Origin of the sequence: Williamsia muralis NBRC 105860 (assembly GCF_001598915.1) — a bacterium.
GTDB classification, from domain to species: domain Bacteria; phylum Actinomycetota; class Actinomycetes; order Mycobacteriales; family Mycobacteriaceae; genus Williamsia; species Williamsia muralis.
This window is the reverse complement of sequence record NZ_BDAP01000001.1, coordinates 31,160-45,917: the sequence shown is the minus strand read 5'-3', so window position 1 is coordinate 45,917 and position 14,758 is coordinate 31,160. Positions and strand designations below refer to the sequence as shown.

Genomic DNA, 14,758 nt, shown 5'->3' with positions numbered 1-14,758 from the left:
GGTGCAGATCTGAGCGAAGGTGACCGCAGGTGCGGCGTGAGGTGTTCATGAGTTGCAGAACTCGATCAGCTGATCGCGCTCGCGATCGACTGCGCGGCGATCCGCTGCGGACACCTTCAGCAGGTACTCGACCTCCACCGTGATTCGCTTGCCGTCATTGCGGGGATTCCAGATACCCGCCACCCGACCGTCGACGAGAACAAACCCGGGGGAACGGCCGTTGGGCGTAGCTGTCTTCTTGAACACCTCGTCGTCGATCACCCGTCGCCGATCGGCGCCCTGGGCCAGCACGATGTTGTCGAAGGGCGCAACCAGACGGGCGGGGGCATCGACCCCCTCGTCGGCCGGCGCCAGGCCTTCGATGTCGAAGAGTTCCTCGCCGTCGGGCCCCTGCAGCTTCGCGAGCTCCCAGTCCGCTTCCATCGCCTCGACGATCGGGCGCAGACCGGTTATCCCCGACCATGTCTGGATGCCGTTGATCGATGCCGGGCCGAACCCACGCAGGTAGAGCCGGACCAGATCGGCGATGGCCTCGTCCCCGGTCACGGCGGGTTCGCCTGCCCCGCACCAGTCGTCGAACAGTTGATAGGTCGTGGTCGCAGAACCTCGCCACGTGCCCCGGGGAGGCACTTGAACCAGCGACTCCAGGCAGCGCACCACCGTCACCAGGGACGACGCGTCTGCTGTCGGCCAGCGCTCCGACAACGCCGTTTTGAGGTCCTTGACGGTCATTTGATTGCCGCGCAACAATTCTCGTCCGTAGTCCACCACCTGAGCGGGATCGGCATCGCCGATCAGCTTGTAGTGGTTCGACCGCAACACCTTGTCCATCAGAGGCTGGGAGAGCGGCCGGATCCATCGCGCATCCTCACTGTCGATGAGGAACACGGTGCTGCGCAGCAGAGCAATTCGCACCACCTCGCGTTCAGCCATCAGCTGATCGAGATCAACGGGGTCGAAGTCGGCGATTCGTGACCAGAGGCCGTAGAACGCGCACCTCGGGTCCTGCGACTGCAGACCGACGCAACGGTCGAGCACCTCGAGAACGTCTTCGTCCACTCTTTCGAGTAGATGCTGGCGCTGCAGGAGCGTGCGGTTCCATTGCCGCATCGACAACGTCGTGCTCATGATTCGCGTCGGCCCGACGACGCCCGCGCCTTCGCCAACTCTCCGAACGTGGCCGCGCGTGCATCCGATCGGGCACCCGTGTCGCCGATCTGCTTGTCCACCAGGATGACCTGGCCGATGAACGGTTCCACGATGCCCACCATACGAATCGGAGCGGCGATGATCAGCTGGAACCCGAACTGTTCAAATGCGCGGAGTGACTGCGAACTGAAGGTCTCGTCGGACTTACTGAACGCCTCGTCGAGCATGAGTGGCGCAAAACCCGGACGATGGTCCTCGCCGTGGCTCAGCGAAAAGCTCAGGGCCGCAGCCAGACAGAACGCCACCAGCTTCTCCTGCTCGCCGCCGGAGTTGGATGCGGTGTTGCGGTAGGTGTGCACGGGCGGATCGTCCGGTGCGGCATCAAAACTCAGCTCTTTGCCGTAGAAGGTGTAGCTGTTGCGGACGTCGAGCACGTTGTCGCACCAGCGGCGGTTCTCCGCGTCGGTGCCGGTGAGCCGGGCCACGAGCCCACGGATGCGGTAGAACTGCCGCGCCAAGACCGCGCCGTCACCCGACTTGGCCGCAGGCGCGTCGCGGATCATCGCGTCGACGATCTTGCCGAACTCCCGCGACTCGTCAGTGGGATTGTGCAACTGCGCGATCTGCAGGTAGGTGCCCTCGTTGAAGTCGACCCTGCGCAGGCCGATGTTGACCTCGGCAATGCCCTGTGTGATGCGCTTGTTGGTGTCGCCGATCTCCTTGTACAAGTTGGAGACCGAGTGACTGATGTCGGTGGTGATGAGCTGCCGGAACCGTTGCTGTGTCGACGCCAGACCGTGCTCGACCAGGCTCTGATGAATCGAGACGAGATCGGACGCGTACTCCACCGTGGCACTCAAGTTCGATGCTGCCTCCGGCCATTCCCGCAGGAAGGCCTCGGCGGCGCGGACAATTCGGTTCTCGGCACCGTCACGTTCGGCATTCGCCTTGCCCACAACGGCTTCGAGCGAATTGCGCAGATCAGACCGCACCTCGCCGTAGTTGTCCAGGGTCAGCGTCTTGCCGCCGTCGGCGAGCGTCTCGGCGAGCACCTCGGCGAGGTACTCCCGGTCGGAATCGTCGAGTTTGGTGCCCTCGTTCTTGACCTGCTCGAACTCGGCGAACCATCGATCCCAGTCCGAGCCGATGTGTCCGAGTTGATCGCCCAGCGCACCCACCCGAGCGACGGCCTCTCGCCAGTCGGCCCGGGCAATCTCCACCTGCTCCTCGAGCTCGGCCAGATCCACCCGGTTTTCGCGAACGCGATCGATGCGGGCGTTGAGTTCGTCGGCGTCACGCCGCGACGACCACCAGTTCAACTCGGCCCACGACGCGTAGCCGGTCAGGGCGTCGGCGTTCTTCGCGCGTTCGCGGTTCTGCTCCAACAGGTCCCGCTTGTCCTGAGCCGCCTGCCGCGCCTGCTGATACCGGAGTTCGAGCTCAGCCTTGAGCTCTTCGAGAGCTGTGCGCTTGCCGTCGGTGTTGGAGCCGAGGATCCACTGTGTTCGGTCGGACACCGAACGCCGGTCGTCCTTGCGGAAACGGTCGCGGCCCGACTTCACCAGTCCCTGCGGGGTGACCGCGAGTGTGTGCTCGTCAAGCTGGGACGGCAGATCAACGCAGATGTGTTCAGCGCTGTGGGCGACAACTGTGGCCAGCCACGCTCCGGCGGGGTGTTTCCGGTCGACGATCAGTTTCTCGGCGAGCGAACCGCGAACCGGGTCGGCAGCAACCGCTGAGTCCTCCTGGTAGACGCGGTATTCGAGCACTCCGCCGATGTTGGTCCGGTTGACGAACTCGCCGATGGTGGTACGGTGCCGAGCCGGCACCAGCATGGTCATGCCCAGTCCGCGCAGCACTCTCTCGGCGGCCCCGGCCCAGCGATCCTTGGCGGCGGGGTCGACGTCGATGAGTTCGGCGGCGAACGGCAGTTCGGCGGGCGGGACCCCGGTGGCCTGCGCGATGCCGTCGCGTTGTGCCAGCACTTCGCGTGGCAGCAGCGACCGCCGAGTGTTCAGGCTCGCCAGCTCTTCCACAACCGCCTCGAACTCGCGCCTGGCATCGGTCTCGGCGGCGAAGAAGCTGTGTGCCGTGGTGGCCAACCTGTCGGCGGCTTCTCTTGCCGCCCTTGCGATCTCCGGGGCGCGCATCCGCAGGGCGGCGAACTCGTCCTGGGTTTCGGGGGTCTGCTCCCCCAGTCCGCCCACCAACGTCGCATACCGTTCGTAGGCGCGGTTACGGGCCGTCACCTGCGCCTCGAAGGATTTGAGCTCCGACTCCAGAGTGGTCAGTTCGCCCTTCTCGGCGGTCAATTGGTCGCGCAGCGAGCTGTGGCGCTCCTCGCGTTCGTCCGCGAGGTTCTCCCAGTTGGCCACCTCGTTGTCCAACCTCATCCGGTCGGCGTCGATCTGATCCAGACGCTGTTGCAGGAGCGTCAGCCGATGCTCACGCATGAAGGCCCTCATCGGCGGACCCAACAGCGTGCCCGCGCGTGTGGTGGATTCTTCAGCGCTGCAGTATGTTTCCCATGCCGCCGGGATCGGCCGGAGGACCTGCTCCTGCGCGTTGGCGCGGGCCGCGGCCTGATACGCCTCGTCGAGTTGGGTGAAGTTCTCCACCAGCCGTTCGGCTTTGGCGTAGGTGTCGGGCCGATCGAGCATGTACGTCCGGATGAACAGGTTGAGGTCACCGACGTTCTTCATGGCCTTCGCCTTGCCCATCAGGGACAGGGCTGCCGACGACTGGCCGATTCCCACACGTCGCCTCAGCGCCTCCTGGTAGGCGCTCTGCACATCGAAACACTCCACGGTCGGGTTGGCCGACCGGTACCGGCGGATGTCGAATCCGTTCTGCGCCCAAGTGTTCAGGCCGAGCAGGTCGAAATTCCCGTCATGCAGCTGGTACCACGACCGCAGTGAACTGCCGTCGGTGCCCGACCCCGGGAACCACTTGATCGCCACCGCGGTGGTGGCAGACCCTGCGCCGTTGTCGTAGGTCGCCGCGATCGCCGACCAGGTGGCACCATCGGCCCGCAGGTACTGCACCTGCGATTGGTTGTACCGGTCGTCGTTCTCCGCCCACGCGCCGCGCACGTAGTCGGCCATCGACCGAGCCGCCTTCTTCGCACCCTTCGCGGACAGATCGGCCGACGCGTTGAACACCTGATCGTAGGTGGGCAGCAGCACCACCGAATGGCCGTCCATCATCGATGACTTGCCCGACCCGGACGGCCCGGTGAGCATCACGCCCCGCTCGTCGATCGGGTAGTCCTTGTACCCGTCGAACGTCCCCCAGTTGACCAGTTGCAGTCTGGTCAAACGGAATTGACCGATATTGAGGGTGCGCTTGCCCGCGGGGGCGGCCAGTGGCGATGACGTATCGCGGTCAACCGGTCGAGATCCGCCGGCTGTGTCCACTTCCAGGATCTCGGTCATGACGTGCGCTCCTGGTCATCGAGTTCGGTGAGGTCGGTGCCCTCTTCGGTGTGCTCACCAGCAAGCCTGCGGTAGGCCTCTGTGTAGGCAGCCACCTGTTCGGGCCCGAGGAGCGAAGCGATCACCCCGTGCACCACAAACCGGTCCGTTCCCGGCAACGCTCGAATGATCTTTCGTGATTCGAGCTGATTGATGGCCGCATCGATCCGCTTGATGAAGCCCGCCTCGTCGGTGTCGGACACCGGCTTGTAGGTGAGCATGTGGTCGATGATCTCGCCCCGTTCGGTGACCACCGATTCATCGGCACTGGTCAAGTACTTCTGTCGCAGGAACAACGCGAGGACCGACGCTGCCAGGGTGAGTGTCTGCGCGCGCAAGATGTTCCGCTGCCGCGGGTCGTTCTCAGACACCTGGCGGGTGAACGCATACTTGTGCTCGCGGTTGATCTCAAGCTGGAGATTCAGCTCCGACAGGCGAGACCGAATGATCTCCTCGTGCACCTCGATGGTCTTCCAGTTGCGAGACCGCGCCGATACGTGTGCGGCGGCGACCAACTCCTGCAGCGCGTAACAGACCGGCGCAGGCAGAGCCGAAGTATCACCGTCGAAGCGGGCGTCGATCCGCGCCTCACTGATCGTTCCGACCGGCTCGGATCCGTCGAATGCGAAGTGTGACAGGTCGACCGATGGTTCACTGATCGCTTCGGGTGAGTCGACGAACAGATCGTCGCCTTCCTGGACCACCACATCATCTTCTGGCGTGCTCACCGGGTCGCACCTCGGACAGGCTCGGCTGGTTCATCGAGCAAATGCATCACCTCGTGTGGCTGAGCGGTTATCGGATCGGGCAGCAAATGTGTGAATTGGACTGCGGGCAAACGGATCTCGCGCATCCCGCGAGCGGTGTGAGCGAGCACGGTGACCTCGTCCCGCCCATGTTCTGCGGCGCCATGGCGCTGCGCCAGCGACCAGATCCCGATCACGTCACCGGTCCGGGCCGTGGGCAACAACGCCAGCACATCGTCGATCTCGGCGGGACCGTCGGCCACGGCCTCGTTCACCGCGTCGGTCAGTGCATGCCAATCGATCGATTCGGCACCCACCAGATCGGCAGGGTCGATGTTGATCTCACCCACGGTGTCGGCAACCGCCCCAGGCGAATCCACGATCCCGTCGTGAAAGATCAACGCGCCGACCGAATTGGACACAGCGGCGCTCATCGGTACCGCGATGCCCAGGTCTTTGCCCGGCCCCGCGTGCACAAACGCAGCGGCGGCGGCACGCTGCGCATCGGCGATCTGGCTGCGCAACGCGCGATAGTGCAGGAAGTCGCCGTCTTTCACGAAGGTGTTGATGCGCCGGTAGACCTGACCACGCACCTCGTCCACCGACTGCACCTCATCCCACATCCGGTCGATGAAACCCGTGAGTGTGTCGAGGATGTCGTGCGGCAGATTCGGGATGCCCTCGGCGATCTGCCGGATGCTCGACTCGAGGTCGTCGCGCAACCGGTGATCCGCGATCAGCGTGTAGAAGGTGTCAAAGGCCTTGCCCTCGTCGGAGTCCGCCAGCGCATCATGGCCGTCGAACATCCGGTTGAGCACGTCGGCGTGCGAGCCGTGCTCGGCATCGAGGCCACTGGTGAGCAGGGCGCGGGAGTTCTCACGCATCTTCTCGCCGTATCCGATGATGTCGGCGGGCATCCGTTCGGCCAGCGACGTGACCATCCGGATGTCGTCGAGCACCCGCCGCGAATCGACCGCCGGGATGGCGCCCGCTGCGAGTTCTTCCCGCCGTCTGGTGAGCTCGGCGATCTTCTGATCGATGTCGCGGATGTGCTCGCCGGGATCCGGGTTGATCGACACGGCGATGTTCGACAGCCGCGACATCACCAGCTCGAGCACGGTCTCGGTGGCCACCGTGCGGTTACGGCGCACGGCCTGAACCTGCGCGATGGCCTGCGTGGCACCGCGGGTGAGCTGGTACCGCTCTCGCTGGGAGTCGGCGTGCAGGGTTCGGGCGAGATACCCGGCCCGCACCCAGCGGTCCAGCAGGTCATCGGCCGTGGGCAGTTCCCACCCTCGCTCGGTCCAGTGCACGGCCAAGTCCGCCAAGTCTCGATCGATACCCGCCGCGAGGTGGTCGCCGTCCACCTGACCGTCGGCCAGACGCGCAGCCATGATCGCGAGATAGGGCACCGCGTTCCGGGACCTCAACAGTCGCAGGGTGACATCGCTGTCCGCGTTGTCCCCGTAGGCGGCGTAGAGCTGCGCCGCTGTCGGGCGTGCCATCGGACCACCTCACTTTTTCCTGCCATGGCGAGCTCACCCACCGACCTGCTGCCCGCAGCTCGGCGCTCATGACGGGCGGCAAGGCCCATCTGGTTGCCCGCAGCGATGATAGTTGGCCGACGCCGCACTGTCGGTCCGCGGTCGTGCCGACCCGGAGTCGATCAGCGGTAGATCTCGGCGTAGATGGCTTCGATCTCTCCCGCGTTCGGAACCCGCGGGTTGTTGGCGGGCGACCCCGACTCCAGTGCCTGCTCGGCCATCAGTGCGGACAGTCCGAACCAGCGGCCGCGGTCGATGCCACACTCGCTCGGCGTTGGGACGGCGAGGTCGCGGCACAGATCGACGATGGCATCGACCAGTCGTTCTGCGGCGTTCTCGTCCGAGGTGTCGGGATCTGCGCACCCGAACGCGCGGGCGCAGTCGGCGTATCGCGAGGTCGCTGCCGACAGGGAGAACCGGGTGACCGCGGGGAAGAGCATCGCATTCGACAGTCCGTGTGCGAGATGGAAGTGCGCCCCGATGGGCCGGCTCATCCCGTGGACGAGGGCCACACTTGAGTTCGAGAATGCGATCCCCGCCTGCGTGGAGGCCAGCATCATCGCTTCCCGGGCCTCGCGGTCGGAGCCGTCGGTGTAGGCCCTGCGCAGGTTCCGGCCGATGGTCGTGATCGCCGAAAGACTGAACCCGTCGGAAAACGGGTTGTTCTTCCGGCTGACGTAGGCCTCCACCGCGTGGGTCAGCGCATCGATACCCGTGTCGGCGGTGAGACGCGGTGGCATCGTCATGGTGAGCTCGAAGTCGACGATCGCGGCCACCGGCAGGAACGCCCGGCCGATGCACAACATCTTCTCGTCGCTGTCGCTGTCGGTGATGATCGTGAACTGGGTGGCCTCCGAACCACTGCCTGCCGTGGTCGGTACAGCGACCACCGGGAGGCCGGAGCTGTCGTTGCGTAGGGGCGCCTTGTAGTCACGCATCGTGCCGCCTTCGACGGCGAGCAGAGCGAGGGCTTTCGCGGTGTCCATCGGACTGCCCCCACCGAATCCGACGAGGAGGTCGGCACCGTGGTCGCGCACTGCGCGAAGCCCGGCGTCAAGCGAAGCCGTGGTGGGGTCGGGCACAGTTCCGTCGAAATACACCGCATCGAGGCCGGCCTCGATCAGTGCGCTGATCAGCTGATCAACCCGGCCGCCGCCTGCCAGGTAACCGTCCGTGATCACCATCGGCCGCCGCGATCCCAACCCGGTCACCACGTCGACCAGCTGATCGAGTGCGCCCGCCCCGATTCGCATCTCGCGCGGTAGACCGACTGTGCTGACCAATGGCTGATTCCTTTCGGCAAGGGGTGCTTCCGTCACCCACTGCGGAACGCGGACGTCGACGACCGCTCTCTTTACGACCACCCTATTGCGGCGACGTGGTTCCCGACCCGGAGATCGCCGACAGCGGCCCGTCGGACCTGGTCAAACGACCCACATCAGCCTGCAGCTGCCTTGTGGGCGTTCGATCGCGGTCCCCGATCCGCCGCAGCTTGAGTACTGCGCCCATACGTGTTTAGCTGTGCACCACCGGGGTATGTGATCGTTATCACTGACGACCCGCGGGACCACGAGTTGACGAGGGGAGATCGGGTGGCAGCCTCGACCGACAGCGGCAGCGGCGTACCGGTTTTCGACCGCCGGCCCCGTTCATGGCCAGGCGCCGAGCCCATCAACGTCGGAGCACGATGCATCACCACCGGCATCAGCGTGCTCGCCCTGTTCCTTCTTTTGCTCGCCCTGATTTTTGTCGCGTAACCGGCACTTGAGCCGACTGTGGTCGACCGCGAATGCGGCACCCCCGCACCTGTGAATCACCCCAGCACAACCCCCGCAAACCTCAACCGGGCTTGAGGCGCATTGCTCACGTCCTATTGCACAACCCAATCTCCTGAGCAAGGGTGGAAGTTGCACTCGAGGGATAGATCCCAGAGGACATCAATAAGGGGGCACGCGTGTCCCCACATAGTGAGAGGAACAATGTGTCTGAATACACCTTGCCGGATCTGGACTACGACTACGCAGCTCTCGAGCCGCATATCTCCGGCAGGATCATGGAGCTGCACCACAGCAAGCACCACGCCACCTATGTGAAGGGCGTGAACACCGCACTGGAGAAGTTGGCGGCTGCGCGCGAAGACGGCACCATCGCCGACAAGGTCTTCCAGCTGTCGGCCAACCTGGCCTTCCACCTCGGCGGCCACACGAACCACTCGATCTTCTGGAAGAACCTGTCGCCCAACGGTGGCGACAAGCCCGAAGGCGAACTGGCAGCGGCAATCGATGACCAGTTCGGCGGATTCGACAAGTTCCAGGCGCACTTCACCGCTGCGGCAACCACTTTGCAGGGCAGCGGCTGGGCGATCCTCGGATACGACACCATCGAGGGCAAGCTCGTCATCCAGCAGCTCACCGACCAACACGGCAACACCTCGGTGGGCCTGATCCCCGTGGTCATGCTCGACATGTGGGAGCACGCCTTCTACCTCGACTACCAGAACGTCAAGCCTGACTACGTCAAGGCATGGTGGAACGTCGTCAACTGGGCAGACGCCGCGGAGCGTTTTGCCAAGGCACAGGCACAGGGCTCCGGCCTGATCGTGCCCGCATAAGCACTTTCGTACAGCCCTTTTCGCAGGCGGCGGTCACCCCACTCGGGTGGCCGCCGTCGGCGTCTTCGCCCCCAGAGGGAAACTTCCTGTTAACCGCCGCGATTAGCACTCGAGTCGGGTTGTGTGCCAATCGTTTACCGGGCATGCTGCGAATAGAGTTCGACACTTGGTCAAAGGCGACCTGAGCAGAGGAACTTCCGGCAACAGGAGGTAACCATGAGCGAGGACGCCACCGGCCATGAAATGTCGCGGTCCGGGTCGATACCCATCGGACTGACCCCGTTCCACCGCCACGGCGAGCTACGCGGAATCCTGATCTCGGGCCGCTGGCCCGACACCACTCTGGAGTGGACCCAGACACTCGTCGCATCGGTCCGCATCGCCTGTCGGCCGGGATTTCTCCGCACCACCACCGTGTTCAGCGTCATCGAGGACAAACCAGAGGAGTGCGACCCCGACACCGTCGGGTTGATGCTCGCGGTCGGCAGCGTGATCGACAACAACTTCACCGAGGTCGGCCCGTTCCACACTCCGCCGCCCGCGTTGTTCATGCTCCATCCCCCGTCCGAGACGCGACCGTCCCTGCCCGAGTGTTCAGACGTTGCCTCGGGGTGCGTACTGCTGCCAGGACTTCCCGAACTCGGCCTCGAACACCGTGCGGGATGGGCCGAGGCCGAAGCCGACGGCACTGTGGTGACCCTGCGCAATCAGGTAGGTCTGGATCTGGGAACCGATCCCGATACCGCTGTCCTGGCGATGCTCCTCGCTGCTTGAGTAGGGGGTTGAGCGGTCGGGAAACCCGCCGATGCTCGGTCTACGGGGCGAGCAAACTCGAGTTGCGCGTGCGGTAGACCTGGCCCGCTCGGGAACCCGCCGACGCTCGGTCTGCGGAGCGCGCAAACCCCAGCCACACGAGCGGTAGGTCCAGCCCGCTCGGGAATTGGGCGACGCTCGGTCCGTAGACCGAGCAAACTCAAGTTCCGCGAGCGGTAGACCTGGCCCGCTCACAAACCGGCAGCCGCTCGGTCTGCGAAGCGCGCAAATCCCAGCCACCCGAGCCGCCAAACCAGCCTCCGACCATCCATGTCCGCACGTCACAGCCTCGCGGCAACCCTCCCGCGAATCACCGGGTAAGGGAACCCTAATGTTCGGGTACCCAAACTTATGAAAAGGGGCTCCCTACCTGCATAAATGCGGGCATTCGATCAGTTGCAAACAGTCGTGAGCGGCGCTTACGTTGGTCTGGTGATATCCGCACTCCTGGTCAGCTTCGGCGTGATCTTCGTGGCCGAACTCGGCGACAAGTCCCAGCTGATGGCAATGACGTACGCCATCCGCTACCGCTGGTGGGTTGTCCTGCTCGGCATCACGGTGGCCACCACCGCCGTGCATGCGGTCTCTGTTCTCTTCGGACACGTACTCGGTCTCTCGATCCCCACCGACCTGATGACAATCGTCGGTGGACTGGCAATGTTGCTGTTCGGCTTCTGGACCCTGCGCGGCGACAGCCTCGACACCGACGAATCCGACAAGGCCGATCGGGTGAAGAAATCGGTATTGTTCGCGGTCATCGGATCCTTCTTCCTCGCCGAACTCGGCGACAAGACCATGCTGGCCACCATCACCCTGGCCACCGACCACAACTGGGTCGGTGTCTGGATCGGATCGACCGTCGGCATGGTGGCCGCCGACGCCCTGGCCATCGCCGTCGGCGCAATCCTCGGCCGCAAGCTCCCCGAGAAGGCGATCGCCTACGGCGCGGCTGCACTCTTCTTCGTCTTCGCCGCGTGGCTCACCACCGACGGCCTGGTGACCGCCAACAACTTCATCGTCACGATGGCCACCATCACCGCCGTTGCCATGATCGTCAGCGCAGGCACCTGGTACGTCCACAGCCACCGCGAGCAGAACCGGGCCGCCGAACGCGAACGACTCCTCGCCGAGCCGGAACCGGAAGCCGGCCTGCCCGGTGAGCACCCCGCCGGCCTCGTAGCCGATCGACCTGTCGCCACAGCCACTGACTAGGGTGATCCCAGCGGGCTGAACAACCCCCGCGGACACTTTGTAGAAGGGACGGCATCAGTGGAGATCTCAGGATCAGCGGTATTGGTCACCGGCGGAGCATCGGGACTGGGCGCGGCAACAGCCAAGCGCTTCGCCGATGCCGGGGCGGTTGTGTTCGGGCTCGACCTGCAGCCTTCGATCGACAAGGCAACCGCGGTGGACGGCGTCACGCTCCTGGCAGCTGACGTGACCAGCGAAGCCGATGTCGAGGCAGCACTGGACACCATCGCCGAATCCGGCGCCCCGCTCCGCGTCGCAGTGAACTGCGCCGGTGTCGGCTGGGCCAGCCGCATCCTGACGAAGAAGGGGCCCCACGAGCTCGACCTGTTCAAGAAGATCATCGAGATCAACCTGGTCGGCACCTTCAACGTGATGCGTTTGGCCGCCAACCGGATGCAGAGCCAGGCAGCGGTGGACGAGAACGACCAGCGCGGCGTCATCATCAACACCGCGTCGGTCGCGGCATTCGAGGGCCAGATCGGTCAGATCGCCTACACCGCATCCAAGGGCGGCGTGCATGCCATGACCATCACCGCTGCCCGCGACCTCGCGCAGGTGGGCGTGCGGGTCAACACGATCGCCCCGGGCACCATCAACACCCCGATGCTCGACGGGATCACCCCGGAGTTCAAGAAGACGCTCGAAGCCGGCATCCCGTTCCCCAAGCGCCTTGGCGATCCGAGCGACTACGCCAAACTGGCCGCTTTCATCGTCGACCACGACTACCTCAACGGCGAGACGATCCGCATGGACGGCGCGCTGCGGATGGCTCCGCGCTGACCACTGACGTCACCAGCAACTGAACACTCGAACCGGACCGGCCTTCAGCCGGTCCGGTTCTGTTTTTGCCGCGACGTCACCGAGTCCGGCCGCGACGGACCGGAACTGCGCGCCAGTTCACGAGATATCCGCAGTAGCGGTGCGGCGTCGCTGTCGAGGTCATCGCCGGCCCCGGCGAGGACCTGCCGGACCGCCCCGGCTGATCCGCCGAGGTCGACGTAGGTATTCACCGCGTCGCGGAGCGCGGTGGCCTGGGCCGCCGATTCGAGTTCATCGAAGTCGTCGGGCAGATAAGGGCTCAGCTGCAGCAATGCGTCGCGGATCTCGACCACCCGCCGCTGGAAGAGCCAGATGATCGAACCGTCGAATGCACCCTGCGGCGGCGACGGCAACACCACCCCCGGCAGTGCCGACGTGGTCAAAGCCCACAAAGGCTCGAGTTCCCGGTACTGACTGCGGTGCCGGCGGTCGTGGAGGAACGACATCACTCGCGCTCGCACCAGCGGGTAGCAGATACCGGCGAGGAACAGGACCGCCCCCAGGACGGCCAAGACGGCCGCGACGTTGAGCAACACATTCAGGTGCGCCATGTGCAGTCCGGCGGTGACGACGTACAGCGTCTGTATCAGGGCCGCGACCCCCAGCAACCCCAACCCGGTCGACAGGATGATCAGGGAATGGCGAAGATATCCCTCGGCGTGACGTACGTATCGCCCGATCGACACCACGCAGGCCGCCATCCCATACGCCACGTAGCAATCGGCGATCACGAAAAACAGTGCGTATCCGACATGGTGCACGGTCCAGTCGGACATGTGCTCGGTACGGACCGGCACGGGCGTGGCCAGCATCGCCACGTTGAGGCCGATGAGGGTGACCACCAGCGGGATTGCTTCCACGCCTGCGCGCCGCTGCCGCTGCTCCTCGGTTGTCCCGTACAAAAACACGACCACCAGGGCGGCGACACCGATCGCGAGCAGGCAATAGATCGACAACCGGTCCGCGCCCGGGAAGAAGTCGTCGTTGAGCCACTGCCGTACGCGTGGGTTACTGACCACAAAGGCGAGAGTTGTCGCCGAGATGGCAACGGTCATTGCGACCGGCTGCAGACCGGCGGCTTCCCTGCGAAGGCGGTCGATACGCCAGCACAGAGCGAGGGCGAACAACGCCAACGCGATGGCGTTGACTACCCCTACAACCATCCGTTGTGCCCCCCGAGGATGCTTTGGATTCCCCGTAATCCATCATGGCCGGCCGTCTTTCCGACGCCCTGGGTGGCTTTTGCCGCCCATTCTCCTATCAGTGTTGCCAAAAACTCTGCTTCCCATTCACGTTCATCCGAATAGCACGTACGACTCAGTGCGTCGTCGGTGTTTTCGCCACCTGCCGGACTCCCGATGAGCCGGTTCTCGACCTGGTCGATCAACTGGTGACCTGCGATGAGGTGGCCGAACTCGTGGATGATGATCTGATCGCGATGGAGCTTGGTCGTGGCAGCCTGGCAGAAGAAATAGTCGGCGTCGGCCGCCACCAACCAGACACCGTTCGGCATACCGGCCGGCATCGGGTGCGCAACGATCTTGATCGGCCGACCACGCCGCTCGCCGTACAGATCGCAGAGTTGTTCAGCGTCGAGAGGCAGATCCAGGTCGAGACCGCCGAGTTCGCGGCGGCACAATGCCCGTAGTTCGCGCTCGGATCGCATGCTCCATCTTAAGACGGTGCCCCCGCGATCAGTCTGCGGCTTCGTGCCTTTCGACCACTCGAAGTCCCGAGTGACCATGCCCCAATTCGGGTTCGGCCGACTTGAGCAGGTCGGGCGGGTCGGCGGGCAGACCCTGTTGAACCCGGAGGACCTTGATGAGTTCGTTGACCACGGTGACCGAGTCACTCGACAGACCGGCCAGCCGGAACGCGGCGAGCTGGACATTGCTGTCGGCCTGTAGCCGCATCAGGTCGATCTGGTCGCGGGTGCGCTGGGCGGCCCGATCTTCCAGGAAGTAGTGGACGTCGACGCCGAATGCCGCTGAGATGCCTTCGACCGTGCGGAACGACGGCGACTTGGCCTTTCCCGACCGGAGCTGGCTCAAGTAGGACTCACCGAGACGAAAGCCCAGTTCAGTGGAGCGATTGGCGATGGCTTTGGCGCTGTAGGCACGACCGTTGGGGCCAGGGACCGTTCGGAACAGCTCTTCCAGACGTCGCGCGAACAGACCGGGATCAAATACGTTCTCGGTGTCTGCTTGGTCCATGTCGTCGGTCATGCCACGCTCCACGCGCATTCTCCGTGTGCCTCCCAGTGAGGGCCGATCACCGAACGGAGACCAGCCAGAAGTATGAAATTCACTACTCCGCACGCCGTGTTTGCCATATGGTAGCTTACAGCCCTGA

General features: G+C 64.5%; 13 protein-coding genes. 5 read left to right on the top strand and 8 right to left on the bottom strand.

The window, feature by feature from the left end:
* Positions 1–45: 45 nt before the first annotated feature.
* The 5 genes from WIMU1_RS00205 to WIMU1_RS00185 form a co-directional block, all read right to left on the bottom strand.
* On the bottom strand, positions 46–1,128 hold the full coding sequence (locus tag WIMU1_RS00205; protein WP_062794657.1) for a winged helix DNA-binding domain-containing protein: 1,083 nt from the start codon (positions 1,126–1,128) through the stop codon (positions 46–48).
* Positions 1,125–4,583, bottom strand: a complete 3,459-nt coding sequence (locus tag WIMU1_RS00200) for an ATP-binding protein (RefSeq protein WP_062794656.1) — start codon at positions 4,581–4,583, stop codon at positions 1,125–1,127. The genes WIMU1_RS00205 and WIMU1_RS00200 overlap by 4 nt, the downstream gene beginning before the upstream one ends.
* A complete protein-coding gene (locus WIMU1_RS00195) occupies positions 4,580–5,350 on the bottom strand; it encodes a DUF4194 domain-containing protein (protein WP_062794655.1) in 771 nt (256 codons plus the stop codon). Before WIMU1_RS00195 ends, WIMU1_RS00200 begins: the two co-directional genes overlap by 4 nt.
* Entirely contained in the window at positions 5,347–6,873 is a 1,527-nt protein-coding gene (locus WIMU1_RS00190; RefSeq protein ID WP_062794654.1) for a DUF3375 family protein, read from the bottom strand. The genes WIMU1_RS00195 and WIMU1_RS00190 overlap by 4 nt, the downstream gene beginning before the upstream one ends.
* 161 nt (positions 6,874–7,034) lie before the next feature.
* A complete protein-coding gene (locus WIMU1_RS00185; protein ID WP_062795618.1) occupies positions 7,035–8,195 on the bottom strand; it encodes an iron-containing alcohol dehydrogenase in 1,161 nt (386 codons plus the stop codon).
* Positions 8,196–8,504: 309 nt separating this feature from the next.
* On the opposite strand from WIMU1_RS00185, the gene WIMU1_RS26035 reads away from it, so the two are divergent.
* The 5 genes from WIMU1_RS26035 (at position 8,505) to WIMU1_RS00165 (ending at position 12,367) form a co-directional block, all read left to right on the top strand.
* A complete protein-coding gene (locus WIMU1_RS26035; protein WP_157366777.1) occupies positions 8,505–8,669 on the top strand; it encodes a hypothetical protein in 165 nt (54 codons plus the stop codon).
* Positions 8,670–8,893: 224 nt separating this feature from the next.
* Positions 8,894–9,523 carry a superoxide dismutase gene (locus WIMU1_RS00180; protein WP_030167355.1) on the top strand — a complete coding sequence of 210 codons (630 nt, stop codon included), beginning with the start codon at positions 8,894–8,896 and terminating at the stop codon, positions 9,521–9,523.
* A gap of 216 nt (positions 9,524–9,739) precedes the next feature.
* A complete protein-coding gene (locus WIMU1_RS00175) occupies positions 9,740–10,297 on the top strand; it encodes a peptidase (RefSeq protein WP_174548685.1) in 558 nt (185 codons plus the stop codon).
* A 471-nt stretch (positions 10,298–10,768) separates the two neighbouring features.
* Positions 10,769–11,548, top strand: a complete 780-nt coding sequence (locus WIMU1_RS00170) for a TMEM165/GDT1 family protein (protein WP_084248025.1) — start codon at positions 10,769–10,771, stop codon at positions 11,546–11,548.
* A 57-nt stretch (positions 11,549–11,605) separates the two neighbouring features.
* Positions 11,606–12,367, top strand: coding sequence for an SDR family oxidoreductase (locus WIMU1_RS00165; RefSeq protein ID WP_062794653.1), 762 nt, complete (start codon positions 11,606–11,608; stop codon positions 12,365–12,367).
* A 44-nt stretch (positions 12,368–12,411) separates the two neighbouring features.
* On the opposite strand, the gene WIMU1_RS00160 is transcribed toward WIMU1_RS00165, so the two are convergent.
* From WIMU1_RS00160 to WIMU1_RS00150, 3 genes are read right to left on the bottom strand one after another with little or no spacing between them, the layout of a single operon-like run.
* On the bottom strand, positions 12,412–13,569 hold the full coding sequence (locus WIMU1_RS00160) for an MAB_1171c family putative transporter (protein WP_062794652.1): 1,158 nt from the start codon (positions 13,567–13,569) through the stop codon (positions 12,412–12,414).
* Positions 13,560–14,072: a hypothetical protein gene (locus tag WIMU1_RS00155; protein WP_062794651.1), complete on the bottom strand. Its 513-nt coding sequence runs from the start codon at positions 14,070–14,072 to the stop codon at positions 13,560–13,562. Before WIMU1_RS00155 ends, WIMU1_RS00160 begins: the two co-directional genes overlap by 10 nt.
* A gap of 28 nt (positions 14,073–14,100) precedes the next feature.
* On the bottom strand, positions 14,101–14,631 hold the full coding sequence (locus WIMU1_RS00150) for a helix-turn-helix domain-containing protein (protein ID WP_031331386.1): 531 nt from the start codon (positions 14,629–14,631) through the stop codon (positions 14,101–14,103).
* Positions 14,632–14,758 lie beyond the last annotated feature (127 nt).

Coding starts and splice junctions, on each gene's coding strand:
- WIMU1_RS00150 (WP_031331386.1), bottom strand. CDS start 14,631: ATGACCGACGACATGGACCAAGCAGACACCGAGAACGTATTTGATCCC.
- WIMU1_RS00155 (WP_062794651.1), bottom strand. CDS start 14,072: ATGCGATCCGAGCGCGAACTACGGGCATTGTGCCGCCGCGAACTCGGC.
- WIMU1_RS00190 (WP_062794654.1), bottom strand. CDS start 6,873: ATGGCACGCCCGACAGCGGCGCAGCTCTACGCCGCCTACGGGGACAAC.
- WIMU1_RS00200 (WP_062794656.1), bottom strand. CDS start 4,583: ATGACCGAGATCCTGGAAGTGGACACAGCCGGCGGATCTCGACCGGTT.
- WIMU1_RS00175 (WP_174548685.1), top strand. CDS start 9,740: ATGAGCGAGGACGCCACCGGCCATGAAATGTCGCGGTCCGGGTCGATA.
- WIMU1_RS00160 (WP_062794652.1), bottom strand. CDS start 13,569: ATGGTTGTAGGGGTAGTCAACGCCATCGCGTTGGCGTTGTTCGCCCTC.
- WIMU1_RS00205 (WP_062794657.1), bottom strand. CDS start 1,128: ATGAGCACGACGTTGTCGATGCGGCAATGGAACCGCACGCTCCTGCAG.